Source organism: Sinorhizobium numidicum (assembly GCF_029892045.1).
GTDB lineage: Bacteria > Pseudomonadota > Alphaproteobacteria > Rhizobiales > Rhizobiaceae > Sinorhizobium > Sinorhizobium numidicum.
In genome coordinates this window covers 417,809-433,506 of sequence record NZ_CP120368.1, presented here as the reverse complement: position 1 = coordinate 433,506, position 15,698 = coordinate 417,809, and the positions used below count along the sequence as shown (strand labels likewise).

Below are 15,698 nucleotides of genomic sequence, written 5' to 3'. Positions count from 1 at the left end.
GGGATGACATGAACTTCTCACGCTTCTTCGTTGACCGCCCGGTCTTCGCGGGCGTTCTCTCGGTATTGATCTTCGTTTCAGGGCTCATCGGCATGACCGGTCTGCCCATCTCCGAATATCCCGAAGTCGTGCCGCCGCAGATCGTCGTGCGCGCTCAATATCCCGGCGCCAACCCGTCGGTGATCGCCGAAACCGTCGCGACACCGCTCGAAGAGCAGATCAACGGCGTCGAAGGCATGCTCTATATGCAGAGCCAGGCGACCGCCGACGGTCTGATGACGCTGACCGTCACCTTCGAGCTCGGCACCGATCCGGACCAGGCCCAGCAGCTCGTGCAGAACCGCGTCTCGCAGGCCGAGCCGCGGCTGCCGGAAGAGGTTCGCCGATTGGGCGTCACGACAGTGAAGAGCTCGCCCGACCTGACGCTCGTCGTGCATCTGATTTCGCCGAACGGACAGTACGACATCAATTATCTGCGCAACTACGGCGTTCTCAACGTCAAGGACCGGCTGGCCCGCGTCGATGGGGTCGGCCAGGTGCAGATCTTCGGCGGCGGCGACTATTCGATGCGCGTCTGGATCGACCCGCAAAAAGCCGCCGAGCGCGGTCTTGCCGCAAGCGACATCGCCAACGCCGTCCGCCAGCAGAATGTCCAGGCAGCCGCCGGCGTCATCGGCGCCTCGCCATCGGTTCCGGGGCTCGATCTGCAACTCTCCGTCAATGCGCAGGGCCGCCTGAAAACGCCCGAAGACTTTGCCGATATCGTCGTCAAATCCGGCGCCGGTGGCGAGATCACGCGTCTCGGCGACGTCGCCCGCGTCGAAATGGGGGCGGCGGACTACTCGCTGCGCTCGCTGCTGGACAACAAGGCGGCCGTCGGCATGGGCGTCTTCCAGGCCCCAGGCTCGAACGCCATCCAGATCTCCGAAAACGTGCACAAGGTGATGGCCGAGCTGAAGCAGACCATGCCGGCCGGCGTGGACTACGAGATCGTCTACGACACGACACAGTTCGTCAGAGCGTCGATCGAATCGGTCATTCACACGCTGCTCGAAGCGATCGCGCTGGTGGTCCTCGTCGTCATCGTTTTCCTGCAGACCTGGCGCGCCTCGATCATCCCGCTCGTTGCCGTGCCCGTCTCGATCGTCGGAACATTTGCGGTGATGTACGTCTTCGGCTTCTCGATCAACGCGCTCAGCCTCTTCGGCCTGGTGCTGGCGATCGGCATCGTGGTGGACGACGCCATCGTCGTCGTCGAGAACGTCGAGCGCAACATCGGGCAGGGCCTTTCGCCCGTGCAGGCGACCTATCGCGCCATGCAGGAGGTCTCCGGCCCCATCATCGCGATCGCGCTCGTGCTGGTCGCCGTCTTCGTGCCGCTCGCTTTCATCACCGGCCTCACCGGCCAGTTCTACCGCCAGTTCGCGCTGACCATCGCGATCTCGACGGTGATTTCCGCTCTCAACTCGCTGACGCTCTCGCCGGCGCTCGCCGCCCTTCTCCTCAGGGATCACCACGCGCCGAAGGACCTCTTGACGCGGGCGATGGATAAGGTCTTCGGCTGGTTCTTCCGCGGCTTCAACCGCTTCTTCGGACGCAGCTCGGAAGCCTACGGTCGGGGCGTCGGCGGCATCCTGTCGCGCAAGTCGCTGATCATGGGCGTCTACATCGTCCTCATCGGCGTAACGTTCGTCCTGTTCCGCGCCGTCCCCGGCGGATTCGTACCGGCCCAGGACAAGCAGTATCTGATCGGTTTTGCGCAACTGCCGGATGCGGCGACGCTCGACCGTTCGGAGGACGTGATCCGGCGCATGAGCGACATCGCGCTCAAGCACCCTGGCGTCGAGCACGCCATCGCCTTCCCCGGCCTTTCGATCAACGGGTTCACCAACTCGTCGAACTCCGGCATCGTCTTCGTATCGCTGAAGCCGTTCGAGGAGCGCACGACGCCGGAACTCTCCGGCGGCGCGATCGCCATGCAACTCAACCAAGAGTTCGGCGCGATCCAGGATGCGTTCATCGCCATGTTCCCGCCGCCGCCCGTTCAGGGTCTCGGCACTACCGGCGGTTTCAAGCTGCAGATCGAAGATCGCAACGGCCTCGGCTATCGGGCGCTCGATGAGGCGGCCAAGGCCGTCCTGGCGAAGGCGGCTGAAGCGCCGGAGCTCGCCGGCCTCTATTCGAGCTACCAGATCAACGTGCCGCAGCTCTTCGCCGACCTTGACCGCACCAAGGCGCGCCAGCTCGGCGTGGCGGTCACGGACGTGTTCGAAACGCTGCAGATCTATCTGGGCTCGCTCTACGTCAACGACTTCAATGCCTTCGGCCGCACCTACAGTGTGCGCATCCAGGCCGATGCGGACTATCGCAGCCATGCCGACGACATCGGCAAGCTGAAGGTGCGTTCGCAATCGGGCGAGATGATCCCGCTGTCGGCACTGCTCAAAGTCGAGCAGACGGTGGGCGCCGAGCGAGCGATCCGCTACAACGGCTTCCTCGCCGCCGACATCAACGGCGGGCCGGCACCGGGCTATTCCTCCGGTCAGGCGCAGGCCGCCATCGAACGGATCTCCGCCGAGACGCTGCCGCCCGGCATCAGCTTCGAATGGACGGATCTGACCTACCAGCAGATCCTCGCCGGCAACTCGGGCATCCTCATCTTCCCGCTGGCGCTGCTGCTCGTCTATCTCGTGCTCGCCGCCCAGTATGAAAGCCTGTTGCTGCCGATCTCGATCATCCTGATCGTACCGATGGGCATCATGGCGGCGCTCACCGGCGTGTGGCTGACCGGCGGGGACAACAACGTGTTCACCCAGATCGGCCTGATCGTGCTCGTCGGCCTTTCGGCGAAGAACGCGATCCTGATCGTCGAGTTCGCCCGCGAACTCGAGCTTTCCGGCAGCAGCGCCGTCAGCGCCGCGATCGAAGCGAGCCGGCTGCGTCTGCGTCCGATCCTGATGACCTCCATGGCCTTCATCATGGGCGTCGTGCCGCTCGTCACGTCGACCGGCGCGGGCGCGGAAATGCGTTCGGCCATGGGCGTCGCGGTCTTTGCGGGCATGATCGGCGTCACCGCCTTCGGCATTTTCATGACGCCGGTGTTCTACGTGCTGATCCGAAAGCTTTCCGGCGAGCGGCCGCTAAAGCACGCAGGAGCACATATCGAAGCGCCTCATCTCGCACCCGGCGAATAGCCTTCCCTGCCCAAGACGGCTGCCAAGGCGGGCCGGACCATCGTCCGGTCCGCCTTCTTTTCGAGAGGAACAGCATGCCGTGCCGGTCTCATCGCGCGTGACAGTTGGAGACCGATCGGATAAACCAGCAGCCTCAGTTTCTTGGCCCACCGGCTCCGCAGGCAATCCGCTCGATGATCCCGACCGATCCGATCACCAATCTCGCCACCCTCATCCGCTGTCCGTCCGTCACACCCGCCGAGGGCGGTGCGCTGAACGCGCTCGACGCGATGCTGACCCCGCTGGGCTTCAAGGTTGACCGGGTGGTGGCAAAGGAAGCAGGTACGCCGGATATCGAGAACCTCTACGCCCGAATCGGAACCGAAGGGCCGCACCTGATGTTCGCCGGGCATACGGACGTCGTGCCGGTCGGCGACGAAGGCGCGTGGACTCACGGGCCTTTCTCCGCCGAGATTGCCGATGGCGAAATGTACGGGCGCGGCGCCGTCGACATGAAGGGCGGCATCGCGTGCTTCGTAGCGGCGGTAGCACGCCATGTCGAAAAGCATGGACCCCCGAAGGGCTCGATCTCCTTCCTGATCACCGGCGACGAAGAAGGCCCGGCGATCAACGGAACGGTGAAGCTTCTCGAATGGGCCGCAGCGAAAGGCGAGCGCTGGGACGCCTGCCTCGTCGGCGAGCCGACCAACCCCGATAGGCTCGGCGACATGATCAAGATCGGCCGGCGCGGATCGCTTTCGGGCCGGATCACTGTTCGCGGCGTCCAGGGCCATGCGGCCTATCCGCATCTCGCCGACAATCCGGTACGTGGCATCCTGCAGCTCACCGGGGCGCTGATGGACCCGCCCTTCGACAATGGTACGGAGAATTTCCAGCCATCCAACCTGGAGATCACCACCATCGATGTCGGCAATGCTGCCGTCAACGTCATTCCAGCAAAGGCGAGTGCTGCCTTCAACATCCGCTTCAATGACAGTTGGACGGCCGAGAGCCTGATGGCCGAAATCACCGCCCGGCTCGATCGCGCGGCCGTCAAGGGGGCGCTCAGACCTGGCCGGGAGCCGGTCGAATACGAGATCGTCTGGAACGAGCGCCCGAGTCACGTTTTCCTGACGCGCAACAACGCACTCATTGATTCGCTCTCGGGCGCGATCGAAGCGGTCACCGGACGACAGCCGAAGCTCTCCACTACCGGCGGCACTTCGGACGCGCGTTTCATCAAGGATTATTGCCCGGTGGTCGAATTCGGCCTCGTCGGGCAGACGATGCACATGGTCGACGAGCGTGTTGCGATTGCCGATCTCGAAATCTTGACCGGCATCTACGAAACCTTCATCGCCCACTGGTTCGGTCATGCCGCTGCTTGAAGAGGTCCTTGCCTACATCAAGGGGCTATGGCTGCTGATCCAGGGCAATCGCGAAGGTTACCGCTGGCTGGATATCAGCGAAGGCGGGCTCTGGCGCTCCTTCACCGCGATACTCTGGTCGCTGCCGGCGATTGCAGTGACTTGGGCCTCGTGGCGTCTCTACTATCTTTCCGCCATGCCGACCGGCACGACGGTGGGCCTCGGCTTCGTCGTCAAGCTGCTTGTGGTCGATCTCGCGAGCTGGCTTCTGCCTATCGTGCTGATCGTCGTCCTCTCGCGTCCGCTCGGCTTTAGCCTTTTTGTGGTGCCGGTAATCGTCACCACCAACTGGCTTTCGGTGCCGCTGTCCTACGCGATGGCAGTGCCGGCTGCTGTTCTTCTGCTCATCCCCGGCAGCCAGCAATTGACGGCGCTGATATGGTACCTTTTGCTTTTTGCGAGCGTCGCCCTGCTGTTTCGGCTTCTGCGTACCGTCACCGCCAATCAAAATCTGCTTGCCGCTGCGCTCACCGCGCTCTTCCTGCTGCCGTCGATGATGATCGCACAGTTTCTGCAGTATTTCTTCGGGCTGATGCCCGCCTGACGCGAGCGAGGCGCCCCTTTGCGCAACGGGGTCAGTAATCCACCTGCATGAAATAAAGTCCCTCGGGTGGAGCAACCGGCCCGCAAGCCTTGCGGTCGCGCGCTTCGAGTGCTGCCTGTAGATCGTCCGGAGTCCATTTGCCCTCACCCACCAGCTTCAAGGAGCCGGCGAAGGAGCGGATCTGATTGTGCAGAAAGCTCTGCGCCGTTGCCCGGATTTCGATCAGCTCGCCGCTGCGCGTCACCTCGAGCCGATCAAGCGTGCGCAACGGGCTCGTCGCCTGGCAATGGGCGGAGCGGAAGGTGGTGAAGTCGTGGTGGCCGACAAGCCGCTGTGCCGCCTCATGCATCGCTTCATGATCGAGCGTCTTCGGCACCCACCAGGCGCGCCTTGCTTCCAGTGCCAGCGGCGAACGGCGCGAGATGATGCGGTAGAGATAGTGGCGGCGGAGCGCCGAAAAGCGCGCGTCGAACCCCGGCGGCGCCTCGAGAACATCGAGAATGGATATCCGTTCGCCGGCAAGCGCCAGATGGGCATTGAGGGCGTTGCGAAGCGTATGCGTCTTCCATTCGCGCGATAAGTCCGCATGCGCCACCTGGCCCATGGCGTGAACGCCGGAATCCGTGCGTCCCGCGCCCCGGACCGAAACCGTCCCCCCCGTCAACGACAGGATAGCCTTCTCGATCGCCCCCTGAACGGAAGGCCCGTTTTCCTGCCGCTGCCAGCCGACGTAATCGGAACCGTCATATTCGACGGTCAGGCGATAGCGCGGCATCAGGCGATCCTCGTGCCGGCGGCAATCGGCGTTCCGCGCAGGAATTCCGCGGTGGCGAGCACCTTTCCGCCCGCTCTCTGCAGGCTGGTCGGCCTCACCGCACCTTCACCGCACGCAATCGTCAAGGCGTCGTCTAGGACGATACCGTGCGACGCCGTCCCTTCCGCGATCTCGGAGCCGAGAACCTTGATCCGTTCGGGCCGGCCGGCAATCTCCAGTTCGAACCAGGCGCCGGGAAATGGCGAGAGGCCACGGATGTGGTTGTGCACATCGCGTGCGGGCTTGCTGAAATCGATCCTGGTTTCGTCCTTCGTGATCTTGGCCGCGTAAACGGGCCCCTCCTCCGGCTGCGGCGTCAACGGCAAGTCGCCTGCCTCGAGCTTGTCCATCGCCTCTTTCATCAGCGCCGCGCCGACCCACATCAGCTTGTCGTGCAACTCGCCGGCGGTCATCGTTTCGTCGATTGCCACGGGCTTGGAAAGCGCGACGGGGCCGGTGTCGAGCCCCTTGTCCATCTTCATCACCATCATGCCAGTCTCATGATCGCCTGCCATGATCGCCCGCTGAATCGGCGCGGCGCCCCGCCAGCGGGGCAGGAGCGACGCATGTCCGTTATAGCAGCCATAGCGCGTGCCCGAGAGGATCTCCTCGGGCAGGAGCAGGCCATAGGCAACGACCACCGCCACGTCGGCATTGAAATCGCGGAAGGTCTGGCGATCCGCTGCATTCTTGAAGTTCGGCGGCGTCAGGACCGGAACGCCGAGAAGCTCGGCCGCCTGATGCACCGGTGACTTCTTAAGGTCGAGGCCGCGCCGCCCACCGGGGCGCGGCGGCTGCGTGTAGACCGCAACAATCCGGTGACCGGCCTCGGTGAGCGCCGAGAGCGTCGGTACAGAGAATTCCGGGGTGCCCATGAAAATAATGCGCAGCGACAAGGCGGCGAACTCCGTCTCTCTCAATTGCCCGAAACCGGACGCCGGCCAAATTCAAGCGCCGCTTACCGCGCGATTCGGAACGCGGGCACGATCAAATCGCCTTGGCGCCGCGTGTCTTCGCCGCCTTGGTGAACCTGCGGATCACCATATCGCGCTTGAGCTTGGATATATGGTCTATGAACAAAACACCGTTCAGATGATCGATCTCGTGTTGCAGGCAGGTGGCGAGCAGGCCATCGGCTTCCACTGTCTGCTCCTTGCCCTCACGATCGACATATTCGACGGTGATCGCTGCCGGCCGTTCAACCTCGGCATAATAGTCCGGGATCGACAGGCAGCCCTCTTCGTAGACCGAGCGCTCCTCGGACGATTTGACGATCTTGGGGTTGATGAAGACGAGCGGCTTTCTCTCTTCGCCCTCCTTCGACACGTCGAGAACGAGCAGGCGCTTCGGCACGCCGATCTGGATCGCCGCAAGGCCGATGCCCGGCGCATCATACATGGTCTCGAGCATATCGTCGGTGAGGCGACGAATATCGGCGTCAACGGTCTCTACCGGCGTTGAAACCTGGCGCAGGACCGGATCGGGAAGGATGATGAGCGGTTTGATCGTCATGCTGATCCCATAGCCGATCTTTCCGCCCGGGCGCAAGAAATTTGCCGACGCTTTGAGGGCGCAGGGTTGTGCCAGCCGATCGAAGCGCCGACGTTTTCTGTTCTCGTTTTGATCTGGTCTTCGGGAACGAATCTGTTAGGCTGCGGCGATGGAATCCACCGTATTTTCCTTCGACCAGCCGTTGTTCCTGCTTGGCACCTTGGCCGTGACAGCGGGCCATCTTATAACGGCGGCCGCCGTCCTGATGGCTTTGCTGACCGCTGTCAGCCTGCGCCGCGCTCATGCGAACCGTGCCGAAGAACGCGATGAGCAGATGTCCGCGCTGGTTGCGGCACAGACCGAAATGCAGGGACGCATCGCCGCGATGGCCGAAGTCTTCGGTACGCGACAGGCCGAACTGAACCAGGCGATCAGCCAGCGCATCGACGGCATGACGCATCGGATCGGCGCCTCGATCAGCGAGCAGACGAAGGCGACGCATGAAAATCTGCGGCGGCTGCAGGAGCGGCTCGCCGTGATCGACAATGCCCAGAGCAACATACAGTCGCTCGCAAAAGACATGGCCGGCCTCCAGAGCATTCTTGCGAACAAGCAGACGCGCGGCGCCTTTGGCCAGTCCCGCATGGAAGCGATCGTCGCCGACGGGCTGCCGATGGGTGCCTTTGCCTTCCAGGCGACACTCTCCAACGGCGCACGGCCGGATTGCACGATCCGCATGCCGAACGATCAGCCGCCGCTCGTCATCGACGCCAAGTTTCCGCTCGAAGCCTGGAATGCCATGCGCGACGCACCGAGTGCCGAGCGGCGGCAGCAGGCGGCGCAATCGTTCCGCCGCGACATGGAAGTGCATATCCGCGATATCGCCAGCAAGTATCTCCTGCCGGGCGAAACGCAGGACACGGCTTTCCTGTTCGTGCCCTCCGAATCGATCTTTGCGGAGATCCACGAGCATTTCGAAGCGGTGGTGCAGAAGGCCCACCGTCAGCGAATCGTCATCGTCTCACCGTCGCTGCTGCTTCTGTCGATCCAAGTGATCCAGGCGATCCTGAAGGATGCCCGCATGCGCGAGCAGGCCCATCTGATCCAAGGCGAAGTCGTGCGGCTGATGGACGACCTGTCGCGCCTCGACGAGCGGGTGCGGAAGCTGCAAGGGCATTTTGCCATTACCCAGAAAGACATCGACGAGATCCTCATCTCTTCGGACAAACTGACGCGGCGCGGCGCCAAGATCGAGGCCCTGGAACTCGAAGCCGAGGCACCGCCGGGGCAAGGCCACAGGGGCGACAAGGGTGACAAGGGCGACAGGGGCGAACGCGCCGTGGACGGCCGACTGGGCCAATTGAAACTGCGGGTGGTTGACGAAGACTGACGGCGTCGGGCACTCTCCGGCAAAAATCAGCAACCCGACGGGACATCTCCACATGATTACTGTTTTTGGGTCCATCAACATGGACCTGATCGCTACGACCGCACGGCTTCCGAAACCCGGCGAGACGGTCGCCGGAACGGGTTTCTCCACGGCCGCCGGCGGCAAGGGCGCGAACCAGGCGTTGGCCGCGCGCCGGGCCGGCGCCTCCGTGCACATGGCCGGCGCGGTCGGATCCGACAGTTTCGCGGAGAGCGCGCTCGCGTTGCTGAAGGAAGCCGGCACCGATCTTGGTCTCACCAAGACCGTCGATGAGCCGACCGGCACCGCCCATATCATCGTCGGCGGCGATGGCGAGAACGTCATCGTCGTCGTCGCCAGCGCCAATGCGACGGTGAGCGAGAGCGATGCCGCCTCGGCGATCGCGGGAATGTCGCCCGGCGACACGCTGATGCTGCAGCTCGAAATCCCGGCCGCCTCGGTCGAGAAGGCGCTCGTCGAAGCCAAGCGCAAGGGCATCCGATCGATCGTCAACATCGCGCCGCTGACAGCGGAAGCCGCGCGCCTCGGCCGCATGGCAGATATCGTGATCGCAAACGAGACGGAATTCGAACTGCTGGCGGGAAAAAGTGACATCGCCGGCGCGGAACGCGAAGCGGCGATGAGACGCCTTCACGGCGAAACGGGCCAGACGGTGATCGTCACGCTCGGTGCCGAGGGCGTTGTGGCCGTCCATGAGGGCGAAGTCCATCGCGCCAAGGGACTGACGATCGAGCCCGTCGACACGGTCGGAGCCGGCGATACGTTCTGCGGTTACCTGGCCGCAAGTCTCGACATGGGCCTCTCCTTCGCCGATGCGCTGCGCCGCGCTGCGGTCGCAGGATCGCTCGCCTGCCTGAAGCCGGGCGCGCAGCCGTCCATCCCTCTGGCATCCGAGGTCGCCACCCATCTCTGAGATGGCCACGCTGATCAAGGGCATTACACCGCCGCGCTGCTTTTCGGGCGCAGAATGACCGCTATAACATTTTGAACTGCTGCATGGTTTTTGCTGCTCAGAGAATCATGCAGCAGGCGCATTTCGCAATTCGGCCAGCATATGTCGCGGCGAGGGTGCTTGCCGCATAAATTTCGCGGAAGCGCTGCAGGAATCGGCTCAAGCGTTGGCCGGATCTTAATATTTGATCGTCTATTCAGACGTCAGAAGGCTGGCCTTCATGGGTTTGGCCGCCTCCTTCATGCCGGTCGGCATCTGGCGCTCCATGATGGAGTTTCATCCCACAATTCGGAATGCGTCACGCCGCGGGCCGCAAACCTGCGGACCCGTCAGTACGTGAGGATTTCATGTTTAAGTTCCAGGCCAAATCGCTGGCGACCAAGCTGATCGCCGTGACCGGCGGCACGATTGCCCTCGTGCTGCTCGCGTCGAATTTCGTTCTCATCTCCCAGACGCAGGACCGCGTCGAGACGCTCGTATTCGAGCAGGCGCGCGGCGAGGCCAAGGCCATTGCCGGCGATATCGCGAGCGGCATCGGCGAACTGTCGAGCGCTGCGCGCTCCATGGCCGGCATTCTCGGCCGCAGCCATGCGGCCAAGTCGATGGACCGGGCCGGTGTCATCAACGTGCTCCGCGCCAGCCTTGAACAGAATCCGTTCGCCTTCGGCAGCTGGTTCGCAGAGGAGCCGAAGGCGTTCGACGGGCGCAAGGACGAACTGGTCAACAACGCGGAAATGGGCGCCAATGAAGAGGGTATCTTCACGCCCTACTGGTCCAAGAACCGGAACAACGAAATTCAGTACTCCACTTTCAAGGCCGACTATGCCGCCGAGTGGTACAGCCTAGCCGCAAAGAGCGGCAAGGGCGCGATCAGCCAGCCTTACACGGCGCAAGATACCGACGTCCCCACGGCAATGAGCTCGATCGCCTATCCGGTGCTGTCGAATGGAAAGATGATCGGCGTCTCAGGCGTCGACATCTCGCTCGCATCGCTCGCAGAAGGCCTGTCGAAACTTCAGCCCTTCGGTTCGGGCCGTGTCTATCTCTTGTCGCAGAGCGGCAAATGGCTGGTGGCGCCGATCCCCGAGCTCCTGCTGAAAGAGTATGACGGAGAAGGCAACGATGTCGTTAAGAACGCCCTCTCGACGGGCGCCCCGGGCGTCATCAACAATCTCACCTATGACGGCAACGAACCTTTCGACCGTGTCGTCTATCCCTTCGTTCTTCCCAAGGTGAATGCGAGCTGGGTCGTACTCGTCGATGTGCCGCGAACGGCCATCAACGCGCCGGTCCGCGACCAGACCTATATGATGATCGTCGGCGGCCTCGTCGTCCTCGGCACGGTGCTTGTCGGCCTTTATCTTGCCGTTCGCGGCTTCGTGCAGGAGCCGCTCGCCGGTCTCGTGCATGACGTCCAGGCGCTCAGCAACGGCGAATATGCGACGCCGATCTCTGGTCAGGACCGCTTCGACGAGACCGGCTCCGTCGCCAAGGCGCTCGAAGGTTTCCGCCATCAGCTCGCCGACGGCAAACGCCTCGAAAGCGAAGCGCGTCACGAGCGCGAACAGGCGGAGCTGGAGCGCGGCCGTTCGGAGGCGGAGCGTGCGGAAACCGGCGCTCTTCAACGCGATATCGTCGCCCGCCTCGGCAAAGGCCTGTCGCATCTTGCTTCCGGCGACCTCGCCTTCCGGATCACGGACGACTTCCCCGGCGAATACGCACAGCTAAAGCATGACTTCAATGCGACGATGGAGAGCCTCGAAGAGACGATTCGCACCGTCAACCACTCGGTCGTGAATATCGGCAGCGGTACCGGCGAGATCAGCAGCGCCGCCAACGACCTGTCGCACCGAACCGAGCAGCAGGCGGCAAGCCTCGAGGAAACCGCAGCAGCCCTCGACCAGCTCACCTCTCAGGTAAATGCCAGCGCCGCGAATGCAAAGGTTGCGGCGAAGTCGGTCGAAGTGGCGAGCAGCGATGCCGAACAGTCGGGCGAAGTCGTGCAGAAGGCAATCGCCGCCATGCAGGGCATCGAACAGTCCTCGCACGAAGTCAGCCGCATCATCGGCGTCATCGACGAGATCGCCTTCCAGACCAATCTCCTGGCGCTCAATGCAGGCGTCGAAGCCGCGCGCGCCGGCGATGCCGGCAAGGGTTTTGCAGTGGTCGCGCAGGAGGTTCGCGAGCTCGCGCAGCGCTCGGCAAATGCCGCAAAGGAGATCAAGACGCTGATCAACACTTCCGCAGGCCAGGTGCGCGAGGGGGTCGATCTCGTCGGGCGGGCGGGCGGAGCGCTTGAAAAAATCGCCGAGCAGGTGGTGCAGATCAATGGCCTCATTCGCCAGATCTCCAGCTCCGCGTCTGAACAGGCGGTCGGGCTCAAGGAGATCAATTCCGCCGTCAACCAGATGGATCAGGTGACACAGCAGAATGCTGCGATGGTCGAGGAAACGACCGCTGCGAGCATGGCGCTGAACGACGAAGCCCGCGCGTTGAGCGCGCTGGTTTCCCGGTTCCGCGTCGCCCAGCGGGCACCAACCCAGTCCTCGGCCAACATGCTGCGGGGCGCCGCCGAGCGCATGCGGGCCGCGGAAAGACCCGCCTCCTCCAAGGCCGCCGTCAAGGAAGCCCGGCCGGCGCAAGCACCGCAGCGTACCGGCTATTCGACCTCGACACAGCGCGTTCTCACCCAGACGTCCGGCGCCAACGCGCTCACCCAGGACAATTGGGAAGAGTTCTGATCGAAATGCGACCGAACAGCAAAACGGCGCCAAGCAGGCGCCGTTTTCGTTCGCGGGATCGATCGCAACGGCAAAAGCCGCCAATGCCTTCCGCGCCTCAGATGCGCGCCAGACGGTCCGTCAAGAGCTCGAAGAAGCCCTCATCGTCGATATGCCGCATGACCCTGGCATTGTGCTTGCGCCCGGTCACCTGCCACCAGTCGACGACGGTCATGCCCATTGTCAAAGCCGACGTGGTCTCGATCTCCACATTGCAGTCACGTCCGGTGAAGAGCTCCGGCCTCAGCAGGTAGGCGATAACGGTGGGGTCGTGCAGCGGACCGCCGTCGGTGCCATATTTCTCGATGTCGAAGCGCTCGAAGAATTCCAGCATCTCCGCCATGGCGGTCGCCGCCGGGCTGCCGATGGCGCGTATCTTCTCAACGCGGGCCTTGCGGGTAAGCACGCGATGCGTGACGTCGAGCGGCATCATCACGATCGGAATACCGGAGCGGAAGACGATCTCGGCGGCTTCCGGATCGACATAGATGTTGAACTCCGCCGCGGGCGTGATATTCCCGCCTTCGAAGAACCCACCGCCCATCATTACCAGTTCTCGCACCCGTGGAGCGATTTCCGGCGCCTTAGTCAGGGCCAGCGCGATATTGGTCAAGGGACCGAGCGTGCAGAGGGTAACCGTGCCTGGCGCCTCGGAAAGCAGCGTCTCGATGATAAAATCAACGGCGTGCTGCTCCTGCAGCTCCATTGTCGGCTCGCTCAGCTCCGGACCATCGAGTCCGGTCTTGCCGTGAACATGCTCGGCAGTGACGAGAGCGCGTGCGACCGGCCGCTCCGCGCCCGCGAACACCTTCACGTCGGTCCTGTTGCAAAGCTCGCAGATGATTCGGGCATTGCGTGCCGTCAGCGAAAGGGGGACGTTCCCGGCAACCGCAGTGATGCCGAGAACGTCGATCTCTTCCGGGCTACCAAAGGCAAGCATGATTGCTGCCGCGTCGTCCTGTCCCGGATCCGTGTCTATAATTATCTTTCTTGCGTCTGACACTTTCTACCTCCTGCCGGATCACAATGATGGGCTGCAGAACCAAAACACCCATGAACGCAATCGGTTCAAAAACCGGAGCGGGATGGGCGCGAAAAGACCATTTCACGGGCCTCCTCGTCACGCTCCGGAATTCCTCGCAACGGACTATGATTTGGAGGCGCCGCCGAGGCAAGCCGCTTGCACTCGTTGCACACAGCCACCATATTGCTGGATGGATGCTGCGTGGCAGGTCCGCAAGTTGGTCGCTTGAGCTGCAAGGACTTGGGAATGAGCAGGATTACGCCCTTTACGAGCCCGCTTCTGCTGGGTTTCGACAGCATGGAAAAGACCCTTGAGCGCATTGCCAAGGGAAATGACGGTTACCCACCCTACAACATCGAGCGCATTCGCGGCGACGCATCATCCGACGCGCCGGAACGGTTGCGGATAACGCTTGCCGTGGCAGGGTTCTCCGAGGACGATCTTGACGTGACGACGGAGGAAAACCAGTTGGTCATCCGTGGGCGCCAGATTGATGTCGGCGAGCGAGATTATCTGCATCGCGGCATTGCCTCCCGTCAGTTTCAGCGCACATTCGTGCTGGCCGATGGCATGAAGGTCCTCGGCGCGGAACTGCGCAACGGCCTCCTTTCGGTCGATCTCGTGCGGCCCGAGCCGGTCCGTATGGTAAAGAAAATTAATATTTCCGTCCCAGAGTAGGATAACCGGCGGGATTTTCCCTGGCCGGCGACCACGGAGTATCACCATGGGACTGAAAGCCATCAACACATCGCTGTCGAAGAACGACCTCGCGCATCTCGGCGCGGGCGAAGTCGGCTATATTCGCAAGATGCGTTCGGAGGAGGTCTCCCGTTGCTTTCCGGAAGCGCCCGAGATGGGCCCCGGAATCGACCTGTGGGCCCTGTTCGGTGCGGACGGCACGCCGATCCTCTTGACCGATAATCGTTCCAGTACATTCTTCAAGGCAGCCGAAGACGACTTGCGCACCGTCAGCCTGCACTGACGGGCTGCCATTGCGTACAGCGCGCTGCCGCTCAAGTTGAACTTTTCGCGGGCATTGCCCCTCATCCGGCCTGCCGGCCACCTTCGCCCCGTTTGACGGGGCGAAGGGACGCGCCGCACGCTCTCAGTCCCCTCTTGCCACCTGTGGGAAGAGAGTTACGGTGAGGGGCAAGCTTGGCGTCTCCTACGAACGGCCGAAGGTGAGATAGGCGGAGCTGCGGCCTTCCCGGCGCGCCTTGGCCTCGTAGCGTGTGCTTGGCCAGCCGGCAAAAGGCGTGAGCCAATCGGCTGCCGTTTCTGCCGTCCACTCGAAGGCCGCGTGGTCGCGGCAGTGGAGCAGCGTCCAGTTGACGTAAGTATCGATATCCGAAGCGAAGCAGAAGAGACCGCCGGGCTTCAAGACGCGGGCGAAGCGGTCGAGATTGACCTTGGAAACGAACCGTCGCTTCCAGTGCTTCCGCTTCGGCCAGGGGTCAGGGTAAAGCAGATCGATCTGATCGACCGAAGCCGCCGGCAGCCAATCCAGCACCTGGGTGGCGTCGTCGTCATAGAGGCGGACATTCGCTATCTCCCTTGCCTCGATCTGACCCAGCAGCTTTGCCATCGAATTGACGAAGGGCTCCACGCCGATAAAGCCCGTCGAAGGATCCTCCGCTGCCCGATAAATGAGATGTTCGCCCCCGCCGAAGCCGATCTCCAGGCGGATTCGCTTCACCGGCCGTGGGAACAGCTTCGACAGATCGGTTGGCGCCGGCTGTTTCAGATCGAGCTTCAGAGCCGGTAGGAGGTTTTCGATCTGCGCGGCCTGGCGCTCCCGCAGAGGCTTGCCCTTGCGGCGGCCAAAGAAGGCCTCCGTTGCCCTGGCGCGACGCGGTTCGGTCATGTCGTCCTTTCCCTCCAGCGCGGCGCCCACTCGGACGCGCAAAGCTTGTTTCAACGCTGCCAATTGCCGCGAAACTTGTTCCTACTGCATGTTTCCTTAAATCGGAGCCGATTTAAGGCTAAAAACATGCAGCAATTCAAAGTGTTACAGCGACTTTGTGGGTCTGGAAAGACGCACGGCGCTGTAACCGATTCCGATCA

The 15,698-nt window shown here is 62.8% G+C and carries 13 protein-coding genes; 8 read left to right on the top strand and 5 right to left on the bottom strand.

The features are described 5' to 3' along the window. The first annotated feature begins 8 nt into the window (after window positions 1-8). The 3 genes from PYH37_RS13170 (at window position 9) to PYH37_RS13160 (ending at window position 5,144) form a co-directional block, all read left to right on the top strand. Window positions 9-3,194 (top strand): efflux RND transporter permease subunit, encoded by a 3,186-nt coding sequence (locus PYH37_RS13170; RefSeq protein ID WP_280735393.1) that lies wholly within the window; start codon window positions 9-11, stop codon window positions 3,192-3,194. 173 nt (window positions 3,195-3,367) lie between these two features. Then, a complete protein-coding gene (gene dapE, locus PYH37_RS13165; protein WP_280735392.1) occupies window positions 3,368-4,561 on the top strand; it encodes a succinyl-diaminopimelate desuccinylase in 1,194 nt (397 codons plus the stop codon). Next, the gene (locus PYH37_RS13160; protein ID WP_280735391.1) at window positions 4,548-5,144 is read left to right on the top strand and encodes a hypothetical protein; all 597 of its coding nucleotides are present in this window, start codon (window positions 4,548-4,550) and stop codon (window positions 5,142-5,144) included. Before dapE ends, PYH37_RS13160 begins: the two co-directional genes overlap by 14 nt. 31 nt (window positions 5,145-5,175) lie before the next feature. Here PYH37_RS13160 and truA read toward each other — a convergent pair whose 3' ends face one another. The 3 genes from truA to def form a co-directional block, all read right to left on the bottom strand. Beyond that, the gene (truA, locus tag PYH37_RS13155) at window positions 5,176-5,919 is read right to left on the bottom strand and encodes a tRNA pseudouridine(38-40) synthase TruA (RefSeq protein ID WP_280735390.1); all 744 of its coding nucleotides are present in this window, start codon (window positions 5,917-5,919) and stop codon (window positions 5,176-5,178) included. Continuing rightward, a complete protein-coding gene (gene fmt, locus PYH37_RS13150; RefSeq protein ID WP_280735389.1) occupies window positions 5,919-6,854 on the bottom strand; it encodes a methionyl-tRNA formyltransferase in 936 nt (311 codons plus the stop codon). The genes truA and fmt overlap by 1 nt, the downstream gene beginning before the upstream one ends. 91 nt (window positions 6,855-6,945) lie before the next feature. Further along, the gene (gene def / locus PYH37_RS13145) at window positions 6,946-7,470 is read right to left on the bottom strand and encodes a peptide deformylase (protein WP_280735388.1); all 525 of its coding nucleotides are present in this window, start codon (window positions 7,468-7,470) and stop codon (window positions 6,946-6,948) included. 148 nt (window positions 7,471-7,618) lie between these two features. On the opposite strand from def, the gene PYH37_RS13140 reads away from it, so the two are divergent. The 3 genes from PYH37_RS13140 (at window position 7,619) to PYH37_RS13130 (ending at window position 12,571) form a co-directional block, all read left to right on the top strand. Further along, window positions 7,619-8,839: a DNA recombination protein RmuC gene (locus PYH37_RS13140; protein ID WP_280735387.1), complete on the top strand. Its 1,221-nt coding sequence runs from the start codon at window positions 7,619-7,621 to the stop codon at window positions 8,837-8,839. 52 nt (window positions 8,840-8,891) lie between these two features. Then, a complete protein-coding gene (locus PYH37_RS13135; protein WP_280735386.1) occupies window positions 8,892-9,791 on the top strand; it encodes a ribokinase in 900 nt (299 codons plus the stop codon). A 386-nt stretch (window positions 9,792-10,177) separates the two neighbouring features. Next, window positions 10,178-12,571, top strand: coding sequence for a methyl-accepting chemotaxis protein (locus PYH37_RS13130; RefSeq protein ID WP_280735385.1), 2,394 nt, complete (start codon window positions 10,178-10,180; stop codon window positions 12,569-12,571). Window positions 12,572-12,668: 97 nt separating this feature from the next. Here PYH37_RS13130 and PYH37_RS13125 read toward each other — a convergent pair whose 3' ends face one another. Further along, window positions 12,669-13,613: a nucleoside hydrolase gene (locus PYH37_RS13125; RefSeq protein ID WP_280735384.1), complete on the bottom strand. Its 945-nt coding sequence runs from the start codon at window positions 13,611-13,613 to the stop codon at window positions 12,669-12,671. Between the two features lie 267 nt (window positions 13,614-13,880). On the opposite strand from PYH37_RS13125, the gene PYH37_RS13120 reads away from it, so the two are divergent. Together PYH37_RS13120 and PYH37_RS13115 are read left to right on the top strand one after the other, a co-directional pair. After that, window positions 13,881-14,312: an Hsp20 family protein gene (locus PYH37_RS13120; protein ID WP_280735383.1), complete on the top strand. Its 432-nt coding sequence runs from the start codon at window positions 13,881-13,883 to the stop codon at window positions 14,310-14,312. Window positions 14,313-14,358: 46 nt separating this feature from the next. Continuing rightward, window positions 14,359-14,616 carry a BQ00720 family protein gene (locus tag PYH37_RS13115; protein ID WP_003527660.1) on the top strand — a complete coding sequence of 86 codons (258 nt, stop codon included), beginning with the start codon at window positions 14,359-14,361 and terminating at the stop codon, window positions 14,614-14,616. A gap of 183 nt (window positions 14,617-14,799) precedes the next feature. On the opposite strand, the gene trmB is transcribed toward PYH37_RS13115, so the two are convergent. Next, window positions 14,800-15,498 carry a tRNA (guanine(46)-N(7))-methyltransferase TrmB gene (gene trmB / locus PYH37_RS13110; protein ID WP_280735382.1) on the bottom strand — a complete coding sequence of 233 codons (699 nt, stop codon included), beginning with the start codon at window positions 15,496-15,498 and terminating at the stop codon, window positions 14,800-14,802. Between the last annotated feature and the right edge of the window lie 200 nt (window positions 15,499-15,698).

What these genes read in the sequence shown, in the direction of transcription:
- PYH37_RS13170 (WP_280735393.1), top strand. Translation starts at nt 9, where the DNA reads ATGAACTTCTCACGCTTCTTCGTTGACCGCCCGGTCTTCGCGGGCGTT.
- def (WP_280735388.1), bottom strand. Translation starts at nt 7,470, where the DNA reads ATGACGATCAAACCGCTCATCATCCTTCCCGATCCGGTCCTGCGCCAG.
- PYH37_RS13115 (WP_003527660.1), top strand. Translation starts at nt 14,359, where the DNA reads ATGGGACTGAAAGCCATCAACACATCGCTGTCGAAGAACGACCTCGCG.
- PYH37_RS13160 (WP_280735391.1), top strand. Translation starts at nt 4,548, where the DNA reads ATGCCGCTGCTTGAAGAGGTCCTTGCCTACATCAAGGGGCTATGGCTG.
- PYH37_RS13130 (WP_280735385.1), top strand. Translation starts at nt 10,178, where the DNA reads ATGTTTAAGTTCCAGGCCAAATCGCTGGCGACCAAGCTGATCGCCGTG.
- trmB (WP_280735382.1), bottom strand. Translation starts at nt 15,498, where the DNA reads ATGACCGAACCGCGTCGCGCCAGGGCAACGGAGGCCTTCTTTGGCCGC.
- truA (WP_280735390.1), bottom strand. Translation starts at nt 5,919, where the DNA reads ATGCCGCGCTATCGCCTGACCGTCGAATATGACGGTTCCGATTACGTC.
- PYH37_RS13120 (WP_280735383.1), top strand. Translation starts at nt 13,881, where the DNA reads ATGAGCAGGATTACGCCCTTTACGAGCCCGCTTCTGCTGGGTTTCGAC.
- PYH37_RS13140 (WP_280735387.1), top strand. Translation starts at nt 7,619, where the DNA reads ATGGAATCCACCGTATTTTCCTTCGACCAGCCGTTGTTCCTGCTTGGC.
- PYH37_RS13135 (WP_280735386.1), top strand. Translation starts at nt 8,892, where the DNA reads ATGATTACTGTTTTTGGGTCCATCAACATGGACCTGATCGCTACGACC.
- dapE (WP_280735392.1), top strand. Translation starts at nt 3,368, where the DNA reads ATGATCCCGACCGATCCGATCACCAATCTCGCCACCCTCATCCGCTGT.